The sequence below is a fragment of the Nonomuraea cavernae genome (assembly GCF_040655715.1).
GTDB lineage: Bacteria > Actinomycetota > Actinomycetes > Streptosporangiales > Streptosporangiaceae > Nonomuraea > Nonomuraea cavernae_A.
Genome location: NZ_JBFAKL010000043.1, coordinates 37,854 through 56,722, shown reverse-complemented (window position 1 = coordinate 56,722; position 18,869 = coordinate 37,854). Strand labels below are relative to the sequence as shown.

Genomic DNA, 18,869 nt, shown 5'->3' with positions numbered 1-18,869 from the left:
GATCCAAACCAAGACACCTGGGTCTGTTCTCGCGCGGGTCAAGCCAGGGCTCGAAGCGGCACACGTCCATCCTCACAGTTCTCACGAACAAGCCGTGTGCTGACCTTGTGCAGGATATCGCGTCTGCGGTCGCTGATCCGCGCGTGCACGCGGGCCACCTTCAGCCGGGCCTTGACCCGATTTACCGATCCCTTCTGTTTACGGGCCAGCGCCCGCTGAGCGCGAGCCAGCCTGCGCCGGTCAGCCCGCTCATGACGCGGATTGACGATCTTCTCCCCGGTCGACAACGTGACCAGAGCGGTGATCCCCGCATCCACCCCCACCACCTGCGCGACCGGGGACAGCGAGGAGATCTTCTCCTCCACCAGGATGGACACGAACCAGCGTCCGGCCGCGTCCTTCGACACGGTCACCGTGGACGGCTCCGCGCCCTCAGGCAGGGGCCGCGACCACACGATGTCCAGCGGCTCGGACATCTTCGCCAACGTCAACCGGCCCTCACGCCAGCGAAACGCCGAACGGGTGTATTCGGCGCTCAGACGCGAGTTCTTACGGGACTTGAACACCGGATACCTGGCCCGCTTGGCGAAGAAACCGGCGAACGCCGCCTGCAGATGACGCAACGCCTGCTGCAACGGGACACACGACACCTCGGCGAGAAAGCACAACTCCTCGGTGCGCTTCCACGCTGTCAGCGCCGCCGACGACTCCGTGTAGGAGACGCCGCGGCCCTCCAGCCGATAAGCCCGGGTCCGCTCCTCCAGCGCCTTGTTGTAGACCACACGGACGCAGCCGAACGTCCGGGCAAGCTCCGAAGCCTGCCCAGGAGTCGGGTAGAAGCGGTACTTGTAGGCCCGCTTCACGATCTGCGCCACGCCGCACACCGTACCGCAAGATCAGCAAAATCTCGTACACCTGTTCGATTTGATGACATTGTTCCAGCTTTCCTCCCCGCCCTGAAGGACGGGGTCCGATGAAGGTGGAGACGCCGCGTGGTCCGGCGACGGTCGAGGTCGACGAGGCGGAACGGCCCAGGATGCTGCTGGTACTGACCCACGGGTCGGCCGGGGGAGTGGACGCGCCCGACCTGCTGGCGGTGCGCGACGCGGCGCTGGGCGTGGGCGCCAGCGTGGCCCGGGTGACGCAGCCGTTCCGGCTGGCGGGGGCCCGTGCGCCCGGCTCGCCCGTCCGGCAGGACGAGGCGTGGGGCGTGGTGCTCGGCGAGCTGCGGGCCCGGTGGCCGGGGCTGCCGCTGGTGCAGGGCGGGCGGAGCAACGGCGCCCGGGTCGCCTGCCGCACCGCGCGGGCCGTCGGCGCGGTCGCGGTGGTGGCGCTGGCCTTCCCTCTGCATCCGCCGGCCAAGCCGGAACGTTCCAGAGCCGGCGAGTTGCGCGAGGCGGGAGTGGACGTGCTCGTGGTCAACGGGGACCGGGATCCGTTCGGCGTGCCCGAGGCGGCCGACGCGACACGGCTGGTCGTGCTGCCCGGAGAGGGGCATGACCTGAAGAAGGACCCCGCCCGGGTGGGCGAGGTGGTGGCGGAGTGGATCGTCCGTTACGCCTGACTCAGGCGGCGCCCACCACGGGGCGGTGGGGTGCGATGGCGGTGCCGCCAGGCAGGAGCTCCCCGGTGTCCTCGAACAGGACTACGCCGTTGCAGAGAAGGCTCCACCCCTGCTCGGGGTGGCTCGCGAGGGTGCGTGCGGCCTCACGGTCGGGCGCCTCGGCAGACGGACAGGCCGGGTCGTGCGGGCACATCGGCGTGCCTCCGATATCTCGTGGGTGGCCCCCGCGTTGCAAGGACGGGAGCGGCTCGGGTTTGTCGTTGTAGCAAGTGTGAGGCGTATGTCACACGATCCGACATAGTCCGTTAGGACTGTTAGAGGAGGATGCGCCATCGTGTGACCTTCGACACAGCGTGCCTTATGCAGGATAACGGTCCAAGCTCGACACGCCCACTAGGTTCGCAAGCCTCGCAGCAAGGCCTCCAGCCCGCGCTCGAAGTCGACGTCGGCCCGCTCGTCGCGCCTGATCCACTCGTCGACCTCGGGGTCGGCCCAGCCCGACTGCTGCACCTCCACCGCGACGCTGCCGAAGACGTAGGCGCGCAGGGTTCGCACGGCCTCGGCCGCGTCGTCCAGGCCGCCGTCGGCGAGCTGCTCCGTCTGGTCCGCGATGGCCACGGCGGTGCCGCCCTTGGGTGGCTTCGTGAGGGCCAGTGCGAGCACGCCGGGGTGGTCGCGCAGCAGCTCGCGGCTCGCCCGGCACCAGGCCCTGGCGGTGTCCTGCCAGGTGGCTGCCTGCTCGACGCGGACCGCCGTCACGTGCTCGGCCAGCGCGTCCATCAGCGCCTCCTTGCCTCTCGGCAGGTGGTGGTAGATGGCCATCGCCTCGACCTGGAGGGCGTCGCCGAGCCTGCGCATGGTGAGCCGGCGCAGCCCCTGCGTGTCGGCGATGTGCAGCGCGGCCTCGATGATGCGCTCGCGGGACAGGGGCACGGGCGGTCTCTTGGCGGGCATGGAGATCATCTTACTATGTAAAGGGCGCCGCGCCGGTCCGATGACGCCGCGTGTCGCCGGACCGCGTACCCTGGTCGCGATGAACGAGCCGTTGGGCGAAAGGGCAGAGTCGATGGCGTTTTTCCGTCCGCGGGTGAGCCGCGAGGCCGAGGTCCGCTACCACGCGGACCTGGAGATCTCCAAGAGCTACCCTCAGCTGCTGGAGAAGGCCAGGCAGGCTGAGCAGGTCGTGCGCGAGCTGCGGGCCGGCGACGCCGACGAGGTCGAGCTGCGTGGCGCGGGGCTGGCGTTCGACCGGGCGCTGACCGAGGCGCTGCGGGCGGCCGAGGCGGGGCAGCGGGCCACGTTCGGCGTCACGTCCTACGACGACCGCATCGCCCGCCGTAAGGCCAGGGCGACGCCGGCCGGGGCCATGTGGACCGCCGAGGTGGAGCGGCTGCGCACGCTGCGCGAGGACAACCGGCTGTCGGGCATCCCGCGCGTGCCGCGGGGCTGGCGTTCGACCGGGCGCTGACCGAGGCGCTGCGGGCGGCCGAGGCGGGGCAGCGGGCCACGTTCGGCGTCACGTCCTACGACGACCGCATCGCCCGCCGTAAGGCCAGGGCGACGCCGGCCGGGGCCATGTGGACCGCCGAGGTGGAGCGGCTGCGCACGCTGCGCGAGGACAACCGGCTGTCGGGCATCCCGCGCGTGCCGCGCCTGGTGCCGGCCTTCTAGCGGCTCCCGAAGGCGACGAAGAAAGCCCCGGCCACATCGGCCGGGGCTTTTTCTCGCGGGTCAGCTGGCCCAGTCGAGCAGCGGGCGGGTGTTGCTCGGGTGGCGCAGCTTGGAGAGCGACTCCTTCTCGAGCTGGCGGATGCGCTCGCGGGTCAGGCCGAGATACTTGCCGATCTCGTCGAGCGTGTGCGGCTTGCCGTCCACCAGGCCGAAGCGCAGAGCCATGATCTTCGACTCGCGCGGCGAGAGGTTCTCGAGGACGCCGCGCAGCTGGTCGCCCAGCAGCTGGCGGTCGACGATCTCCGACGCCTCGGGCGAGTCGACGTCCTCGATGAGGTCGCCGATCGTGGTCTCGCCGTCCTCGCCGATGGTGGCGTTGAGCGAGATGGGCTGGCGGCTGGTCCGCAGCAGCTCCTCGATCTGGTCGGGTGTCTTGTCCAGCTCGACGGCCAGCTCCTCCGGAGTGGGCTCGCGGCCCAGGCGCTGGTGCATGTCACGCTCGATGCGCGACAGCTTGGACAGCATCTCCAGCACGTGCACCGGCAGCCGGATGGTGCGGGCGGAGTCGGCGAAGCCGCGCTGGATGGCCTGCCTGATCCACCACATGGCGTAGGTGGAGAACTTGAAGCCCTTGCTGTAGTCGAACTTCTCCACGGCCCGGATCAGGCCCAGGTTGCCTTCCTGGACCACGTCGAGCAGGGACATGCCGCGGTCGGTGTACTTCTTGGCGACCGAGACCACGAGCCGGAGGTTGGCCTCCAGCATGTGGTTCTTGGCCTCCTTGCCGTCCTCGGCGACCATCAGCAGATCCTCGCGGTCGTCGGGCGAGAGGTCGTCGGCGGTCTCGAGCTTGTACTCGGCGTACAGGCCGGCCTCGATCCGCCTGGCCAGGTCGACCTCCTGGGCGGCGGTCAGCAGGCTCCGGCGGCCGATGGACTTGAGGTAGGTGTGCACGGAGTCGCCCATGACCGACTGGGCGTCGTCGAGGTCTGCGACCTCGCTCTCCAGCTCGGCCTCCTCGGTGTTCATGGCGATCACGTCGGGCTCGGGCTCGTCCTCGTGGCCGGTGGCCTCGGGAGCGGCCTCGGGGTCGGTCTTGGCGTCGGCGGTGCGGGAGCCGGTAGACTTCGCCTTGGTCGCCCGCTTGGTGGTGGTCTTCTTGGTGGTCTTTCTGGTGGGCGTGCCCAGGGGTGGCTCGTCCTCCGCGGCCAGGCTGACGCCGGCGTCGGTGAGTTCGCGCAGGATCGACCGTCCGTCGGCGGGGCTGATCCCGGCTTCGGCGAACGCTCCACGCAGCTCCGCCAGGGAGAGGTGACCCTGTGCTCGCCCTCGGTCAAGGAGCTGGTCGAGGGTCGCGGGCGGGGTCGCCACGGCGGTTCGGGGCATGAGGACACCTCCTCCATACGGAGTAGAAGCGAGTCAGGCAGGTTGTGGTGGGGCGGCCCGGCCGCTCAGCGCACCAGTATCAATAACGCCATATAGCCTGATTTGTTCCCGTAGGAAGGAAAAGGGGCGGACCCCCGAAGGCGACCCACCCCACCAGGGCTACCCCCCGACGATGATCTCGCCTGGCTTGACCTCGGGCATCGGCATGGGCTCGGCGTCCTCCATGCGATGCTCGGTCCAGTAGTCGTCGACCGCGTCGGGGTCGGGGTTGATCTCCTTCGACACGACGACGTCGTCGCTCGGCTCGGGGGACGAGGTCAGCTCCGTCATCTGGTCGGACATGGGCTCGCCGGAGGGTGACGCCTTCTCCACCACCACTTCGGTCTCCTCGCCGACCTGTTGGAGCCTGCCCGCCGAGGCGGCGGCCGCGATCGAGACGCCGCCGACGACGATCACGCCGACGACCGCCGCGGATGCCAACATCCTGCGGGACGGATTCATGGAGGCTCCTTTCGTGCTCTGCCCACTATGACGCATGCGCGATCCGTCAGGTTCCTGACCTTAGTCGTACGAGATCGGTCTTGCCGTTGGGCAACAGGGGCAACCGGGACGTCAGCCGCAGTTCGCGCGGCGCGGCGTAGGCCGGCAGGCGGTCGCTGGAGTAGGCGCGGAGCTGGGAGAGCGTGGGCGGGCTCGCGGGATCGGCGGGCACCACGACGGCGACCACGACCTCGCCCCACTCGGGGTGGGGCCGCCCGACCACGGCCACGTCGGCGATCGCGGGATGCTCGCCGAGGACGCCCGCGACCGCGCCGGCCGCCACCTTCTCGCCGCCGGTGTTGATGACGTCGTCGGCGCGCCCGAGCACCCGCAGCCGGCCCGCGTGCAGCTCGCCCAGGTCGGAGGTGACGAACCAGCCGCCGTCGAGGGGGGCCGGCTCGCCGGACCGGTAGCCGGAGAACAGCACGGGCCCGGAGACGCGGATCAGCCCGTCGTCGCCGATTTTCAGATCTACGTTGTAAAGGGGCTGGCCGTCGTACACGCAGCCGCCGCAGGTCTCGCTCATCCCGTACGTCGTGACCACCCGGGCGCCGAGATCGCGAGCCTCGGCCAGCAGACCGGGACGCGGGGCGGCGCCGCCGAGCAGGATCGTGCGGAACACCGACAGGTCGGCGCCCAGCTCGACCAGCCGGTGCAGCTGAGTGGGCACCAGCGACACGTGGTCGGCGCCCGAGTCGAGCACCCCGCGGGGGTCGAAGCGCGGGTGGATGATCGGCTCGGTCTCGCTCAGCAGGGCGCGGACCAGCACCTGCAGCCCGGACACATGGGACGGCGGCAGGCAGCACAGCCAGCGCTCGCCCTTGGACGCCTCAAGCCGCCGCAGCGACGCCGCGGCCGAGGCGCGCAGCGCGGTCGCCGAGAGCAGCACGCCCTTGGGGGCGCCCGTGCTGCCGCTGGTGGCGATCACCACGGCCACGTCGGCGGGCACGCCCTCGCCGCCGGCTTGGCGGACGTCGTCGACGTGGGTGGGGCGCAGCCCGGCGAGCGCCGCCTCGGCGTGGTCGGGGGAGAGAGGCAGGATCGCCGGACCTTCGCCGGACAAAGCATCGCGAATCGCCTCGAACAGCTCGGGACCAGGCGGCTGCACAACAGCACGCAACGGACGATCCGGATGCGACGGCTTGCTCGGCATGCTCGTAAGGTTAGTGGCGACAAGGTCGGACAGAGGCGCTGGGAGGGTCGTGACGCGTTCTCCCGTGGTCTTCCGGATTCCCATGCGGACACGCTTCCGCGGGCAGATCGTCAGGGAAGGGCTCCTGCTGTACGGTCCGGCCGGGTGGGGCGAGTTCTCGCCGTTCCCCGAGTACGGTCCGCGCGAATGCGCGCGCTGGCTGGCGTGCGCCCGCGAGGCCGCCTTCGAGGGCTGGCCGGAGCCGGTGCGCGACAGTGTCCCGGTCAACACGACCGTGCCCGCCGTCGGCCCCGAGCGGGCCTTCCAGCTGGTGCGAGACTCCGGCTGCGGCACGGCCAAGGTCAAGGTGGCCGAGCCGGGCCAGAGCTTCGCCGACGACCTGGCCAGGGTGGAGGCGGTGCGCGACGCGCTCGGCCCCTCGGGCGCGCTCCGCGTCGACGTCAACGGCGCGTGGGACGTCGGCCAGGCGGTGTCGCGGCTGAAGGAGCTCGACCGGTTCGGCCTCGAGTACGTCGAGCAGCCGTGCGCCACGCTCGACGAACTGGCCGCGGTGCGTCGGGCCTGCGACGTGCCGGTCGCCGCCGACGAGTCCATCCGGCGGGCCGAGGACCCCCTGCGGGTCAGGGCCGCTGAGGCGGCCGACATCGCGGTGGTCAAGGTGCAGCCGCTCGGCGGGGTGCGCGAGGCGCTGCGCGTGGTCGAGGCGTGCGGGCTGCCCGCCGTGGTGTCGAGCGCCGTGGAGACCTCGGTGGGGCTGGCCGCGGGGCTCGCGCTGGCCGCCGCGCTGCCCGAGCTGCCCTACGCGTGCGGGCTCGGCACCATGTCGCTGCTGTCGGGGGACGTCGTGGCCGACTCGCTGGTGCCGGTGGACGGCCGGCTGGAAGTACGGCGTCCTGACGTAAATTATGAGCATTTGTCGGCATTTGAAATCGAATCCCCCTCGTGGCTTCGCCGGATGCAGGAGGCGTCACTGTGAACCCCGCTACCGCGCTGGCCACCGTTCTGGTCGACGAGCTGGTGCGATGCGGCCTGACCGACGTGGTCCTGGCGCCCGGCTCGCGCTCGGCGCCGCTCGCACTGGCCCTGCACGCCGAGTCGCGGGTGCGGCTGCACGTGCGCGTCGACGAGCGGTCGGCCTCGTACCTGGCCGTCGGGCTGGCCCGGCGCTCCGAGCGGCCCGTCGCGCTCATCTGCTCCTCCGGCACGGCCGCCGCCAACTTCCATCCCGCCGTCGTCGAGGCGAGCGAGTCGGGCGTGCCGCTGCTCGTGCTGACCGCCGACCGCCCGCCCGAGCTGCGCGGCACCGGCGCCAACCAGACCATCGACCAGATCAAGATGTACGGCCCGGCCGCCCGCTGGTTCGCCGAGGTCGGCGTGCCCGAGGAGCGCCCCGGCCAGGTGGCCTACTGGCGTTCGCTGGCCTGCCGCGCCTACCAGCGCGCCCAGGGCCCCGCCGGAGCCGGTCCCGTGCACCTCAACCTGGCCTTCCGTGAGCCGTTGATCCCCGACGGCGACACCAAGTGGTGCGAGCCGCTCGACGGCGCCGAGAGCGGCCCCTGGGTGCGCACCCGGGTCGCGCCGCCGCCCGTCGCCCTGCACCTCCCGCCGACCCGGCGCGGCGTGCTCGTGGTCGGCGACGGCGCGGTCAACGTGCGCCGCTACGTCGCCGCCGCCGGGATGGCCGGCTGGCCGGTGCTGTCGGAGCCCAACGGCGGCGGCCGTTACGGCGACCACGCCATCTCCACCTACCACTACCTGCTGAGCACCCCCGAGTTCGCCGACGCCCACGAGCCCGACGTGGTCGTCACGCTCGGCCGGCCCGGGCTGTCGCGGCCGCTGCTGTCGTGGCTCAGGCGGGCCGGCGAGCACATTGTGGTGGCCGCCGACCTCGACCGCTGGCCCGACCCCACCCGCTCGGCCACCCAGGTGGCACAGGCCGTGGAGATCCCCGTGGCCTCGGGCGACGACAGCTGGCTGCACGCCTGGCGGCAGGCCGACGCCGCCGCCCGCACGGCCGTGGACGAGCTGCTCGACATGTCGGGGACGAGCGAGCCCCGGCTCGCCCGCGACCTGGTCGACGCGCTGCCCAACGGGGCCCTGCTGATCGCCGGCTCCTCGATGCCCATTCGCGACCTGGACCAGGCGATGCGTCCGCGTCGCGGGCTGCGGCTGCTGGCCAACCGGGGCGCGTCGGGCATCGACGGCGTGGTCTCCACGGCCATGGGGGCGGCGCTCGCGCACAACGGGCCGTCCTACGCGCTCATCGGCGACCTGTCGTTCCTGCACGACCAGAACGGCCTGATCCTCGGCCCCCGTGAGCCGCGCCCGGACCTGTGCCTGGTGGTGGTCAACAACGACGGCGGCGGGATCTTCTCGCTGCTGCCCCAGGCGGCGGTCCGCGACCCGTTCGAACGGGTCTTCGGCACGCCGCACGGGGTGGACCTCGGCTATGTGGCCGCCTCGACCGGCACCCCGTACACCCTGGTGGAGGAGATCACGGAGCTGCCCAAGGCGCTGCGGGGCGAGGGGACACGGGTGGTGGAGGTCCGCACCGACCGCGAGGCGAACGCCGAGCTGCACGCCCGCCTGCGCGACGCCGCCTTGGAGGCGGTCCGCGCGGCGGTGGCCTGACCCCCGGCGACCTGGCGGGCAGGCCGGGATATTCAGGTGCGAGCCGGGCGTCCTTGCGGACAGACTGGCGGCCATGGCCGTCCCCTCGCCCGTCATCACCACCGCCGCCTACACGGGCGGCGGCGACCTGCGGGCCATGCAGGAGCTCAGCAGCCGCATCTGGTCGCCGGCATCGCGGTGGCACGCCGGCGAGCTGGCGTGGGGGCGGTTCCAGCACACCGGGCGGGAGGCCGAGTGGCCCACCCGGCTGTGGCGCGCCGGAGACACGACCGTGGCCTGGGGCTGGATCAAGCTGCCCGGCCATCTCGACCTGGCGGTCGACCCGGCCCGCGCGCACCTGGCGGACGAGGTGCTGGCCTGGTTCGCCGAGACGGCGCCCGGGGTCCGGCGCTCGGTCTCCGTGCTCGACTCCGAGACGCACCTGTGGCCGGCGCTGCGGCGGGCCGGCTACCTGCGCTCCGGCGACGGGCCGTTCTTCGTCCAGCTCACCCGCGACCTGGACGGGCTGCCGGAGCCGGAGCCGCCGCCCGGGTACCGGCTGCGTCCCGTCGGCGCCGGTGACCTGCCGGGCCGGGTCGCGGCGCACCGCGCGGCCTTCCACCCGTCGCGGGTGACCGTGGAGAGCTATCACGCGGTGCGCGCCGCCTGGCCGTACGACGGCGGGCTGGACTGGATCGCGGAGGCGCCGGACGGTGAGGTGGCCGCCTACTGCCTGGTGTGGCTGGATCCGGCCCGGCGGGCGGCGGAGATCGAGCCGACGGGCACCATACCGGCCCACCGGCGGCGGGGGCTGGGCCGGGCGGTGTGCCTGGCGGCCCTGCGCGCGGCCCGGGACGCGGGCGCCACCCGGGCGGTGGTCTGCGCGCGCGGCGACGACGGTCATCCGGTGCCGCGCCGGCTCTACCGGTCCATCGGGTTCGGCGAGGTGACCCGGAGCGCGATGTGGATCTCAGCGCTCGATGAGGGTGACTTCCAGGGAGTAGTGGGAGGCCCGGTAGACATGTGAGCCGTGCTCGACCGCCCGGCCCTGGTCGTCGTAAGTGGTGCGGATCATGGTGAGCAGAGGGGCGCCGCGCCGCTCGTCCAGCAGCCTGGCCTCCGCCTGGCTGGCCGCCCGGGCGCCGATGCGCTGGTTGGCGACCCGCATCCGTACGCCCGCGCCGCGCAGCAGTTCGTACAGGCCGCGGCCCTCAAGGTCGGCGGCGGTGAGCTGGGCGAGCCCGAGCGGCAGCCAGTTGTGCAGCAGAGCCAGCGGCTCGCCGGCCGCGAAGCGGAGGCGTTCGAGGTGGAGCACCTCGGTGCCGGGCTCGACGCCGAGGATGGGGGCGATCTCCTCCTCGACGGGGCGCGCCTCCAGGGTGAGCACCTGGGTGGCGGGCTCCTGGCCGGCGCGGCGCAGGTCGTCGTAGAGGCTCGTCAGCTCGACCGAGCGCTTCACCTGGCCGTGCACCACCTGGGTGCCGACCCCCCGCTTGCGCACCAGCAGCCCTTTGTCGACGAGGTACTGGATGGCCTGGCGGATCGTGGGCCGTGACAGGCCGAGCTTGTCGGCCAGCAGGATCTCGTTGTCCAGCCGGGAGCCCGGCGCCAGGTCGCCTCGCCGGATCGCCTCGGCGATCTGCTCGGCCACCTGGAAGTAGAGCGGTACGGGACTGGATCGGTCCAGGTCGATCGCCAGGTTCGCGGTCATGCTGATCAGATTAACCGAGGTCAGAATGTCCTGACAAATATGACCGCCGATCGTGACTTCCTTGACGGGGTGACGGCGGTTGACCAGTGCGGGGTTGCTCGCTCAGGCGACGAGCGCGGGCAACTGGGTGAGCGAGGTGATCCGGGGGAAGCCGGCCGGGGCCGGATCGACGCCGAGGCGGTCGAGCCAGACCGAGCGCATCCCGGTCACGGCCGGGCCCGTCACGTCCTTGTCCACGTCGTCGCCCACCAGCAGCACCTCGCCGGGTGCGAGGCCGAGGGCCTCGGCCGCTCTCGTGTAGCAGGCGGCCGCCGGCTTGTAGGAGCCGAGCAGCTCGCCGGTCAGCACCGGCCCGACCAGCCCGCCGAGGCCGATCGCCGCGACCTTCGCCTCCTGCATCTCCTGGGTGCCGTTGGTCAGCACCCCCAGCCGGAACCCGTCGAGGGTCTTCACCGCCCGCGCCGCGTCGGGGTAGGCGACCCAGCCGCGCTGGTAGTGTTCGGCGAAGGCGTCGAACGCCGTGTCGAGGTCACCGGGCACGGCGATCGCGAGCTCCAGGCACAGTGCGTGGATGCGGCGGCGGCGCTGCTCCTCCAGCGAGCACTCGCCGCGCTGCCACGCCCCCAGATGGGGCTCCTCCAGCTCCCTCCACAACCGGGCCGCCTCAGCCAGCCGGGGATGGCCCGGAGCCCGCCCGGACACCCAGGCGGTGATCGCGCCGTCGGCGGCCGAGCGGTGGTCGAGCAGGGTGCCGTCGAGGTCGAACAGGATGCCTCTGATCACCGTTCCATACTGCCAGCCGCGTCTGCACTAAGCTTTCTGGATCGCAAGATGACATCGTGCATCACTGGTCAATAACTTGCGACATTCCTGGTCAAGGCGGAGTTTTCTTTCATTCACCATGGTGGGCGCGCGTATGCATACGATCTCGGTGGCGGCCCGGCTCGCGGCCCTGCGGCGGGCCCGCGGCCTGTCCATGCAGGCGGCCGCGCGGGCAGCCGGGCTCAACACGTCGACGATCTACCGCATCGAGCACGGCCTCGTCGCGGCGCGCGAGTCGACCGCGCGGGCCCTGCTGGAGCTGTACGGCGTGCGCGAGCGGGCGCAGCAGGCGCACGTGCTCTCCCTGTTGCGGGGCGAACGGGACCCGGGCTGGTTCGACGCGCCCGAGGTGCCGCTGACGCTGGCCGGGTTCCTCGCGCAGGAGGACGACGCCGAGGTCATCTACACCTACCGTCCCCGAGGCGTCCCCGCGCTGCTGCAGACCCGCGCCTACGCCGAGGCCGCCGTGCGCGCGTCCCGGGGGCCCAGAGCCACACCCGAACAGGTCGCCGGCGGCGCCGGCCTCGTCATGCGCAGGCAACGGCTGCTCGGCCGGGCGGGCGGGCCGCGCCTGTGGGCGGTGCTCGACCGGGGGGCGATCGAGGACCCGCCACTGCCCCGGACGGAGGACCGGCTGGAGCAGCTCGACGCGCTCACCCTGGCCGCCAGGCAGCCGAACGTCGCCGTGCAGGTGGCCCGGCCCGCCGCCGAGACCGGCTTCCTCTACCACGGACCGCCGTTCACGCTGCTGCGCTTCCCCGAGCGCGACCGGCCCGACCTGCTGGTGCTTGACCTGCTCCAGGAGCCGGTGCTGGTCGCTGATCCCCGCCTGGCCGAGGAGCACCATCAGGCGTTCGCGCGGCTGGCGCTGGCGTCCTTCCGGATCGACTTCACCTCAGACGTCCTGAGCGACGTCCGGGCGAGCCTCCGCGCCTGAGCGGCTGGATCCCCCCGATCGGTGACGAGGACGTGTGCCTCTGCCAGGGGAGGTGTACGCGATCAGTGGGTTCTGCGGTGCTCACCGGCTCGGCGGACGTGCTCGATCATGAGGCGTTCGGCGGCGGGGCCGTCGGAGTCCGCCAGCGCGGCGAGGATGCGCTCGTGGGCCTCCAACTGCAGCCGGGCCTGCTCGCCGTCGAGCCAGAGTGAGGCCGTGGGGGGCACCGGGACGCTGTTGCGCACCGCTCTGGCGTGCTGGCCGAGGAAGGCGGGGCCGCCGATGTCGGCGATGCGCAGGTGGAAGTGCCTGCTCTGCTCGGCGAGCCGGTCGTACCTGCCCTGCCGGGCGTCCTCGGCCATCGAGGCGTGCAGCTCGCGCAGCCAGTCGAGGTCGGCGGCGGTGACGCGGGCGGCGGCCAGCCGGGCGGCCAGGCCCTCGACCACGGCGCGCAGGCCGTAGAACTCCTCCAGCGCGTCGTCGCCGAGATCGATCACGGTCGCGCCGTGGTGGGCCTCGTAGCTGATCAGGCGGTCCTTCTCCAGCCGGCGCAGCGCCTCGCGGACCGGCGTCACCGAGACCCCGAGCCTGCGGGCGACCGCGCCGGCCCGCAGCGCCGTCCCGCCGGGGATCCGGGCCGTGCGGATCTCGTCGAGCAGCACGGTGTAGACGTAGTCGGCCTTGCTCATCGGCGGCCTGGGCTCGTTGGTCGGCATGTCGTCCAATGTTCCGTATGTCCGGGATTGACCTATGACATATTTCTTATAAGTTACATACTCATGATGAGTCTCGCCGGCCTTCGCGTCATCGACGCCGCGACGCTGTTCGCCGGCCCCTCCGCCGCGATGATGCTCGGCGACTTCGGCGCCGACGTCGTCAAGATCGAGCATCCCAGGCGCGGCGACCCCTCGCGCGGCCACGGCGCCGCCGCCGACGGGGTGGGCCTGTGGTGGAAGACGCTGAGCCGTAACAAGCGCGCCGCCGCGGTCGACCTGTCGCGCGCCGAGGGGCAGGACGTCCTGCGCCGCCTGGCCGGGCGCTCCGACGTGCTGATCGAGAACTTCCGCCCCGGCACCCTGGAACGGTGGGATCTGGCGCCCGAGGACCTGCTGGAGCTCAATCCCCGGCTGATCGTGGCGCGGATGACGGGGTTCGGGCAGTTCGGCCCGATGTCCGGGCAGCCGGGGTTCGGCACGCTGGCCGAGGCCATGAGCGGGTTCGCGGCCATGACCGGTCAGCCCGACGGGCCGCCGACGCTGCCGCCGCTCGCCCTGGCCGACGGCATCGCCGGACTGGCGATGTCGTACGCGATCATGGTGGCGCTGCGGGCCCGTGAGGCGACCGGACGCGGCCAGGTCGTCGACATGGCGATCATCGAGCCCATTCTCGGCCTGCTCGGCCCGCAGATGACCGCCTACCGGGCGCTCGGCGTGGTGCCCGAGCGCACCGGCAACCGGTCGAGCAGCAACGCGCCCCGCAACACCTACCGCACCCGTGACGGCCGCTGGCTGGCCATCTCCACCAGCGCCCAGCCCATCGCCGAGCGGGTGGTCACCCTCGTCGGCCGCCCCGACCTGGTCGAGCAGCCCTGGTTCGGCACCGGCGCCGGCCGCGTGCGGCACGTCGACGAGCTCGACGAGGCGGTCGCCACCTGGATCGCCGAACGCGACGCCGCGGAGGTCATCGCCCGCTTCGAGGAGGTCCAGGCCGCGGTCGCCCCCATCTACGACGTGCGCGACATCGCCCAGGACCCGCAGTACGCCGCTCTGGGCACCTTCGTCGAGGTGCCCGACGAGGAACTCGGTGAGGTCACCATGCAGAACGTGCTGTTCCGCCTGTCGGACACGCCCGGGGAGGTGCGCTGGCCCGGCCGCGCCCTCGGCCGCGACACCGACGAGGTGCTCGCTGAGCTGTCCTACGGCCCGGCGGAGATCGCCGCGCTGCGCGAGAAGGGAGTCGTGGCATGACGGCGACCGTCACCCGGGTGCCCGTCACCTGGCTCTACGTTCCCGGCGATCGGCCCGAGCGGTTCGCCAAGGCCGCCGGCTCCGGCGCGGACGTGGTGATCATCGACCTGGAGGACGCGGTGGTGCCCGCCCGCAAGGACGAGGCCCGGGCCAACGCGGCCGCCTTCCTGCGCGAGCGTACGGACCGGGAGGGGGTGGCGGTGCACGTGCGGGTCAACGATCTGGCCACACCGCGGGGTCTGGCGGACGTGGCCGAACTCGGCGGGCTGCCCGGTCTCGACGCGGTCCGCCTGCCGAAGGTCGAGTCCGCCGCGGGCCTCGGCGTGCTGGAAGGGCTGCGGGTCCCGGTGCACGCGTTGCTGGAGTCGGCCGCGGGCGTCGTCGCCGTGGCCGAGATCGCCGCGCATCCGAGCGTCGCCGGCGTCGCGCTGGGCGAGCAGGACCTGGTGGCCGAGCTGTCGATCAGCGCCGAGTCGGCGATGAACCAGATCAGGCTGGACGTCGTGCTCGCCGCGGCCGCCGCGGGCCTGCCGCCGGTGCCCATGTCGGTCTACCCGGACCTGAGGGACGAGGAGGGGCTGATCGCCTCGTGCCAGGCGGGCCGGGGGCTCGGTATGTTCGGCCGGACCGCGATCCACCCCCGTCAGCTTCCGGCGATCAGGCGGGCGTTCACCCCCACGGCGGAGGAGGCGGCCCGGGCCGCCGAGATCGTCGAGGCCGCCGAGGAGGCCGAGAAGGCCGGCAGGGGAGTCGTCGCCCTGCCCGACGGGCGCTTCGTGGACGCGCCGATCGTCGCCAGGGCCCGGCGCACCGTGGCCCTTGCCGATCAGCTCGGCGCCGGATAGCCGGGTCACGGAACCCAGCGGGCCTGCGGCTCCTCGGCGAGCTCGGCGGCCCTGCCGGAGTTCTGTGGCGCGACACCTGGACGTAGCCATGTCCTGACGCGCAACCCGATCGAGATCTCCGGCATTGGTCCGTATGTCTATACAAATAATACTCATGTGGGGTAAACCTGGGGCGAGCCCGTCGGCCTTGGAGGTATCCCGATGAGACGAACCCCGATCGTGCTGGCCCTGCTGGGCGCCCTGACCCTGGGCGGCTGCTCCTCCTCCTCAGGAGAGCCGGGAACCGAGAGCGCGCCGGCCGCCGGTCCGGCCTCGGCAGGCGCGGCCACCTTTGCCGTCATCACCCACGGCGCGCCTGGCGACGCCTTCTGGGACGTGGTCAAGAACGGCGCGGAGGCCGCGGGCAAGCAGTACGGCGCCACGGTCACCTACCAGGGCGACGGCGACCCGGGCAAGCAGTCGCAGCTCATCGACCAGGCAGTGTCGGAGAAGGTGGGCGGCATCGTGGTCTCCCTGGCCAACCCCGACGCCCTGAAGGAGGCCATCGGCAAGGCCGTCGCCGCGAAGATCCCCGTGGTGACGATCAACTCCGGTGCCGACTCCTCCAAGGAGCTCGGCGCGATCACCCACGTGGGCCAGTCCGAGGACGTGGCCGGGCGGGGCGCGGGCGAGCAGCTCAAGGCCGGAGGCGTCACCAAGCTGCTGTGCGTGATCCACGAGGCCGGCAACATCGGCCTCGACCAGCGGTGCAAGGGCGCCGAGGAGGGCCTCGGCGGCACGGTCGAGCGGCTCCAGGTCGACGTCAGCAACCTGGCGGACGTGACCTCCAAGGTCACCGCCAAGCTGCAGACGGACAAGCAGGTCAACGGCGTGCTCGCGCTCAACCCGGCGATCGCCGTGGCCGCCAGGGACGCCATCAAGGACTCGGGGTCGCAGGCCAAGCTCGCCACCTTCGACCTGTCGGCCGACGTGGTGACCGCGATCAAGGACGGCGACATCCTGTTCGCCGTGGACCAGCAGCAGTACCTGCAGGGCTGGCTGCCCATCACGTTCCTGAACCTGTACAGGACCAACCTCAACACCGTCGGCGGCGGCCTGCCGGTCAACACCGGGCCCGGCTTCGTCACCAAAGAGACCGCCGACCAGGTGGCCAAGCTGGCCGAGGCGGGCACCCGATGAGCGGCGCCGGAGAGGCGGCGTGACCGGCGTCGCCGAGCGGGCCGACGAACGGGTGGCCGGAGTCGGCCTGCTGCGCCGGCTGCTCATCCGTCCCGAACTGGGCGCGGTCGTCGGGATGGTCGTGGTCTTCACGTTCTTCGCGAGCCAGTCGGCGGTCTTCCGCTCGCTCGACGGCGTCGCCAACTGGCTCGACCCGGCCGCCACGCTCGGCATCATGGCGGTCGCCATCGCGCTGCTGATGATCGGCGGGGAGTTCGACCTGTCGGCCGGCGTGCTCACCGGCACCACCGGGCTCATCCTGGTCACGCTGGCCACCCGCTACGGCTTCGACGTGTGGACCGCGATGCTCGTCGGGCTCGTCGTGGCGCTGGCCGTCGGATTCCTCAACGGCCTGATCGTGACCAGGACCAAGCTGCCGAGCTTCATCGTCACGCTCGGCACGTTCCTCATGCTGCAGGGCCTCAACCTCGGCGTCACCAAGGCGCTGACCGGCACGGTGCAGGTCAGCGGCCTGCGTCAGGCCGCGGGCTACGAGGGCGCCCGCACGATCTTCGCGGGCAGCGTGCAGATCGGGGGCACCTCGTTCCGGGTGGCGATCCTGTGGTGGCTGCTGGTCACCGCCGTGGCCACCTGGGTGCTGATGCGCTCGCGGGCCGGCAACTGGATCTTCGCCGTCGGCGGCAACGAGCAGGCGGCCCGCGCGGTCGGCGTGCCCGCCGCCCGCACGAAGATCGCGCTGTTCATGACGACCGCGTTCGCGGCCTGGCTGGTCGGCTCGATCCTGGCGCTGCGCTACACGTCCGTGCAGGCCAACATCGGCATCGGGCAGGAGTTCATCTACATCATCGCCGCCGTCATCGGCGGCTGCCTGCTCACTGGCGGGTACGGCTCCGCCATCGGGGCCGCGATCGGCGCGGTCATCTTCGGCATGGCAGACAAGGGCATCGTGTTCCTCGGCTGGGACGCCGACTGGTTCAAGTTCTTCCTGGGCGCCATGCTGCTGCTGGCCACGCTCGCCAACCGGCTGGTGCGGCGCTACGCGGAGGAGGTGAAGCATTGATCATCGAAACGCGGGGCATCGGCAAGACGTTCGGTTCGGTGCTGGCGTTGCGTGAGGTGTCGATGGGCGTCGAGCAGGGCCAGGTCACCTGCGTGCTCGGCGACAACGGCGCGGGCAAGTCGACCCTCATCAAGATCCTGTCCGGAGTGCACCAGCACGACGCCGGCACGTTCCTGGTCGACGGCGCCGAGGTGAGGTTCGCCAGCCCCCGCGAGGCGCTGGACCGCGGGATCGCCACGGTCTACCAGGACCTGGCGATGATCCCGCTGATGTCGGTGTGGCGTAACTTCTTCCTCGGTTCCGAGCCGCGCAAGGGCCTGTCCTTCGACGTGGCCAAGGCCAAGAAGGTGGCCCGCGAGGAGCTGCGGGCGATGGGCATCGACATCCGCGACGTCGACCAGCCGGTCGGCACGCTGTCAGGCGGCGAACGGCAGTCGGTGGCGATCGCGCGAGCCGTCCATTTCGGCGCCCGTGTGCTGATCCTCGACGAGCCCACCTCGGCGCTGGGCGTCAAGCAGGCGGGCGTGGTGCTGCGCTACATCGCCAGGGCCCGCGACCGCGGCCTCGGGGTCGTGTTCATCACCCACAACCCGCATCACGCCTACCCGGTGGGCGACCGGTTCCTGCTGCTCAACCGGGGGACGAGCCTCGGCGAGTACGGCAAGGCCGACATCACCAGGGAGGAGCTCACCACGCTGATGGCCGGGGGCGCGGAGCTGGACGAGCTCGCGCACGAGCTGGGACGCGAGCTCTAGCCGGTCTGCCGGCCGGCGGTGGCGAGCGGCAGCACGATGTGGTCGACGATCCGCCGGGTCAGCTCGGAGTCGACGGTCTCGCCGCTGGCCACCGCCCGGAAGAACAGCGTGGCCGGGCCCACCTCCCAGAGCAGGTCGGTGTCGGCGCTGCCGGACAGCTCACCCCGCTCCCACGCCCGTTCGAAGACGGCCAGGACGGCGCGGCGGCGGGTCGCGACGTAGTGCTGCTCCATCGCGACCGCCAGCTCGGGATTGTGCCGGATCTCGCCGAGCAGGCCGGCGATGACGTCGCCGAGGCGTACGACCTCGTCGAGCAGCGACTCCATCAGGACCAGCAGGTCGCCGCGCAGCTCCCCGGTGTCGGGCACGCTCGGCGGCGCCGACACGGCGTTGACGAACGCGGCCACCACCAGGTCGGCCTTGGTCGGCCAGCGGCGGTAGACGGTCTGGCGGCCGGCCTTGGCGCGTGCCGCGACGGCGTCGACGGTCAACCGGTCGTAGCCGCTTTCGCGCAGCACGTCGAGCACCGCGCCGAGCAACTCCGCCTCACGCGCGGCCCCTCCTCGCAGGGGCGTCACCGACATGACTTCCAGAGTAAGCCTCAGAGCGGTTCTTTTGTGAAGGTATGCCGTGAATCTCCACGGTAAGGGAGGACCGAAATTGGCTGCT

The 18,869-nt window shown here is 71.9% G+C and carries 21 protein-coding genes and 1 pseudogene; 12 read left to right on the top strand and 10 right to left on the bottom strand.

Going from position 1 to position 18,869, the window contains the following annotated elements; translation table 11 throughout:
* Positions 1–77 precede the first annotated feature (77 nt).
* Positions 78–875, bottom strand: a pseudogene (locus AB0I38_RS38660) (RNA-guided endonuclease InsQ/TnpB family protein); the annotation flags it as partial.
* A gap of 98 nt (positions 876–973) precedes the next feature.
* Between AB0I38_RS38660 and AB0I38_RS38655 the strand changes: the two are divergent.
* Positions 974–1,564 carry an alpha/beta hydrolase family protein gene (locus tag AB0I38_RS38655; protein ID WP_358494716.1) on the top strand — a complete coding sequence of 197 codons (591 nt, stop codon included), beginning with the start codon at positions 974–976 and terminating at the stop codon, positions 1,562–1,564.
* Position 1,565: 1 nt separating this feature from the next.
* On the opposite strand, the gene AB0I38_RS38650 is transcribed toward AB0I38_RS38655, so the two are convergent.
* Together AB0I38_RS38650 and AB0I38_RS38645 are read right to left on the bottom strand one after the other, a co-directional pair.
* Positions 1,566–1,757, bottom strand: a complete 192-nt coding sequence (locus AB0I38_RS38650) for a DUF5999 family protein (RefSeq protein WP_189122866.1) — start codon at positions 1,755–1,757, stop codon at positions 1,566–1,568.
* Between the two features lie 200 nt (positions 1,758–1,957).
* The gene (locus AB0I38_RS38645) at positions 1,958–2,518 is read right to left on the bottom strand and encodes a TetR/AcrR family transcriptional regulator C-terminal domain-containing protein (protein WP_358494711.1); all 561 of its coding nucleotides are present in this window, start codon (positions 2,516–2,518) and stop codon (positions 1,958–1,960) included.
* Positions 2,519–2,597: 79 nt separating this feature from the next.
* On the opposite strand from AB0I38_RS38645, the gene AB0I38_RS38640 reads away from it, so the two are divergent.
* Entirely contained in the window at positions 2,598–3,032 is a 435-nt protein-coding gene (locus AB0I38_RS38640; RefSeq protein WP_358494708.1) for a hypothetical protein, read from the top strand.
* The gene (locus AB0I38_RS38635; RefSeq protein ID WP_358494724.1) at positions 2,933–3,235 is read left to right on the top strand and encodes a hypothetical protein; all 303 of its coding nucleotides are present in this window, start codon (positions 2,933–2,935) and stop codon (positions 3,233–3,235) included. The genes AB0I38_RS38640 and AB0I38_RS38635 overlap by 100 nt, the downstream gene beginning before the upstream one ends.
* A 60-nt stretch (positions 3,236–3,295) precedes the next feature.
* Here the strand turns inward: AB0I38_RS38635 and AB0I38_RS38630 are convergent, their stop codons facing one another.
* From AB0I38_RS38630 to AB0I38_RS38620, 3 genes are all read right to left on the bottom strand, one after another.
* The gene (locus AB0I38_RS38630) at positions 3,296–4,621 is read right to left on the bottom strand and encodes an RNA polymerase sigma factor (RefSeq protein WP_358494704.1); all 1,326 of its coding nucleotides are present in this window, start codon (positions 4,619–4,621) and stop codon (positions 3,296–3,298) included.
* 159 nt (positions 4,622–4,780) lie between these two features.
* Positions 4,781–5,122 (bottom strand): hypothetical protein, encoded by a 342-nt coding sequence (locus AB0I38_RS38625; protein ID WP_358494701.1) that lies wholly within the window; start codon positions 5,120–5,122, stop codon positions 4,781–4,783.
* A gap of 46 nt (positions 5,123–5,168) precedes the next feature.
* The gene (locus AB0I38_RS38620) at positions 5,169–6,314 is read right to left on the bottom strand and encodes an AMP-binding protein (protein ID WP_358494697.1); all 1,146 of its coding nucleotides are present in this window, start codon (positions 6,312–6,314) and stop codon (positions 5,169–5,171) included.
* 82 nt (positions 6,315–6,396) lie between these two features.
* On the opposite strand from AB0I38_RS38620, the gene AB0I38_RS38615 reads away from it, so the two are divergent.
* From AB0I38_RS38615 to AB0I38_RS38605, 3 genes are all read left to right on the top strand, one after another.
* Entirely contained in the window at positions 6,397–7,290 is an 894-nt protein-coding gene (locus tag AB0I38_RS38615) for an o-succinylbenzoate synthase (protein ID WP_436838827.1), read from the top strand.
* Positions 7,287–8,945 carry a 2-succinyl-5-enolpyruvyl-6-hydroxy-3-cyclohexene-1-carboxylic-acid synthase gene (menD, locus tag AB0I38_RS38610; protein WP_358494687.1) on the top strand — a complete coding sequence of 553 codons (1,659 nt, stop codon included), beginning with the start codon at positions 7,287–7,289 and terminating at the stop codon, positions 8,943–8,945. Before AB0I38_RS38615 ends, menD begins: the two co-directional genes overlap by 4 nt.
* 73 nt (positions 8,946–9,018) lie before the next feature.
* On the top strand, positions 9,019–9,951 hold the full coding sequence (locus tag AB0I38_RS38605) for a GNAT family N-acetyltransferase (RefSeq protein WP_358494682.1): 933 nt from the start codon (positions 9,019–9,021) through the stop codon (positions 9,949–9,951).
* On the opposite strand, the gene AB0I38_RS38600 is transcribed toward AB0I38_RS38605, so the two are convergent.
* Both AB0I38_RS38600 and AB0I38_RS38595 read right to left on the bottom strand, forming a co-directional pair.
* Positions 9,895–10,635: a GntR family transcriptional regulator gene (locus tag AB0I38_RS38600; RefSeq protein ID WP_358494676.1), complete on the bottom strand. Its 741-nt coding sequence runs from the start codon at positions 10,633–10,635 to the stop codon at positions 9,895–9,897. The genes AB0I38_RS38605 and AB0I38_RS38600 overlap by 57 nt on opposite strands.
* 102 nt (positions 10,636–10,737) lie before the next feature.
* Positions 10,738–11,418, bottom strand: a complete 681-nt coding sequence (locus tag AB0I38_RS38595) for an HAD family hydrolase (RefSeq protein ID WP_358494669.1) — start codon at positions 11,416–11,418, stop codon at positions 10,738–10,740.
* Positions 11,419–11,551: 133 nt separating this feature from the next.
* On the opposite strand from AB0I38_RS38595, the gene AB0I38_RS38590 reads away from it, so the two are divergent.
* On the top strand, positions 11,552–12,394 hold the full coding sequence (locus AB0I38_RS38590) for a helix-turn-helix domain-containing protein (RefSeq protein WP_358494665.1): 843 nt from the start codon (positions 11,552–11,554) through the stop codon (positions 12,392–12,394).
* A 62-nt stretch (positions 12,395–12,456) separates the two neighbouring features.
* On the opposite strand, the gene AB0I38_RS38585 is transcribed toward AB0I38_RS38590, so the two are convergent.
* Positions 12,457–13,110 (bottom strand): GntR family transcriptional regulator, encoded by a 654-nt coding sequence (locus AB0I38_RS38585; protein ID WP_358494662.1) that lies wholly within the window; start codon positions 13,108–13,110, stop codon positions 12,457–12,459.
* A gap of 63 nt (positions 13,111–13,173) precedes the next feature.
* On the opposite strand from AB0I38_RS38585, the gene AB0I38_RS38580 reads away from it, so the two are divergent.
* From AB0I38_RS38580 to AB0I38_RS38560, 5 genes are all read left to right on the top strand, one after another.
* A complete protein-coding gene (locus AB0I38_RS38580; protein ID WP_358494657.1) occupies positions 13,174–14,361 on the top strand; it encodes a CaiB/BaiF CoA transferase family protein in 1,188 nt (395 codons plus the stop codon).
* Positions 14,358–15,206, top strand: a complete 849-nt coding sequence (locus AB0I38_RS38575; protein WP_358494651.1) for an HpcH/HpaI aldolase/citrate lyase family protein — start codon at positions 14,358–14,360, stop codon at positions 15,204–15,206. The genes AB0I38_RS38580 and AB0I38_RS38575 overlap by 4 nt, the downstream gene beginning before the upstream one ends.
* A gap of 201 nt (positions 15,207–15,407) precedes the next feature.
* Complete coding sequence (locus tag AB0I38_RS38570) at positions 15,408–16,385, top strand: sugar ABC transporter substrate-binding protein (protein WP_358494647.1); 978 nt, start codon at positions 15,408–15,410, stop codon at positions 16,383–16,385.
* Between the two features lie 19 nt (positions 16,386–16,404).
* Positions 16,405–17,445 (top strand): ABC transporter permease, encoded by a 1,041-nt coding sequence (locus tag AB0I38_RS38565; RefSeq protein WP_358494643.1) that lies wholly within the window; start codon positions 16,405–16,407, stop codon positions 17,443–17,445.
* Positions 17,442–18,200 (top strand): ATP-binding cassette domain-containing protein, encoded by a 759-nt coding sequence (locus tag AB0I38_RS38560; RefSeq protein WP_358494634.1) that lies wholly within the window; start codon positions 17,442–17,444, stop codon positions 18,198–18,200. Before AB0I38_RS38565 ends, AB0I38_RS38560 begins: the two co-directional genes overlap by 4 nt.
* On the opposite strand, the gene AB0I38_RS38555 is transcribed toward AB0I38_RS38560, so the two are convergent.
* Positions 18,197–18,784 carry a TetR/AcrR family transcriptional regulator gene (locus AB0I38_RS38555; protein ID WP_358494624.1) on the bottom strand — a complete coding sequence of 196 codons (588 nt, stop codon included), beginning with the start codon at positions 18,782–18,784 and terminating at the stop codon, positions 18,197–18,199. The two genes, AB0I38_RS38560 and AB0I38_RS38555, sit on opposite strands and share 4 nt — an antisense overlap.
* Between the last annotated feature and the right edge of the window lie 85 nt (positions 18,785–18,869).

What these genes read in the sequence shown, in the direction of transcription:
- AB0I38_RS38620 (WP_358494697.1), bottom strand. Translation starts at nt 6,314, where the DNA reads ATGCCGAGCAAGCCGTCGCATCCGGATCGTCCGTTGCGTGCTGTTGTG.
- AB0I38_RS38650 (WP_189122866.1), bottom strand. Translation starts at nt 1,757, where the DNA reads ATGTGCCCGCACGACCCGGCCTGTCCGTCTGCCGAGGCGCCCGACCGT.
- AB0I38_RS38585 (WP_358494662.1), bottom strand. Translation starts at nt 13,110, where the DNA reads ATGCCGACCAACGAGCCCAGGCCGCCGATGAGCAAGGCCGACTACGTC.
- AB0I38_RS38580 (WP_358494657.1), top strand. Translation starts at nt 13,174, where the DNA reads ATGATGAGTCTCGCCGGCCTTCGCGTCATCGACGCCGCGACGCTGTTC.
- AB0I38_RS38555 (WP_358494624.1), bottom strand. Translation starts at nt 18,784, where the DNA reads ATGTCGGTGACGCCCCTGCGAGGAGGGGCCGCGCGTGAGGCGGAGTTG.
- AB0I38_RS38605 (WP_358494682.1), top strand. Translation starts at nt 9,019, where the DNA reads ATGGCCGTCCCCTCGCCCGTCATCACCACCGCCGCCTACACGGGCGGC.
- AB0I38_RS38655 (WP_358494716.1), top strand. Translation starts at nt 974, where the DNA reads ATGAAGGTGGAGACGCCGCGTGGTCCGGCGACGGTCGAGGTCGACGAG.
- AB0I38_RS38570 (WP_358494647.1), top strand. Translation starts at nt 15,408, where the DNA reads ATGAGACGAACCCCGATCGTGCTGGCCCTGCTGGGCGCCCTGACCCTG.
- AB0I38_RS38625 (WP_358494701.1), bottom strand. Translation starts at nt 5,122, where the DNA reads ATGAATCCGTCCCGCAGGATGTTGGCATCCGCGGCGGTCGTCGGCGTG.
- AB0I38_RS38590 (WP_358494665.1), top strand. Translation starts at nt 11,552, where the DNA reads ATGCATACGATCTCGGTGGCGGCCCGGCTCGCGGCCCTGCGGCGGGCC.
- AB0I38_RS38630 (WP_358494704.1), bottom strand. Translation starts at nt 4,621, where the DNA reads ATGCCCCGAACCGCCGTGGCGACCCCGCCCGCGACCCTCGACCAGCTC.
- AB0I38_RS38615 (WP_436838827.1), top strand. Translation starts at nt 6,397, where the DNA reads ATGCGGACACGCTTCCGCGGGCAGATCGTCAGGGAAGGGCTCCTGCTG.
- AB0I38_RS38575 (WP_358494651.1), top strand. Translation starts at nt 14,358, where the DNA reads ATGACGGCGACCGTCACCCGGGTGCCCGTCACCTGGCTCTACGTTCCC.
- AB0I38_RS38640 (WP_358494708.1), top strand. Translation starts at nt 2,598, where the DNA reads ATGAACGAGCCGTTGGGCGAAAGGGCAGAGTCGATGGCGTTTTTCCGT.
- AB0I38_RS38645 (WP_358494711.1), bottom strand. Translation starts at nt 2,518, where the DNA reads ATGCCCGCCAAGAGACCGCCCGTGCCCCTGTCCCGCGAGCGCATCATC.
- AB0I38_RS38600 (WP_358494676.1), bottom strand. Translation starts at nt 10,635, where the DNA reads ATGACCGCGAACCTGGCGATCGACCTGGACCGATCCAGTCCCGTACCG.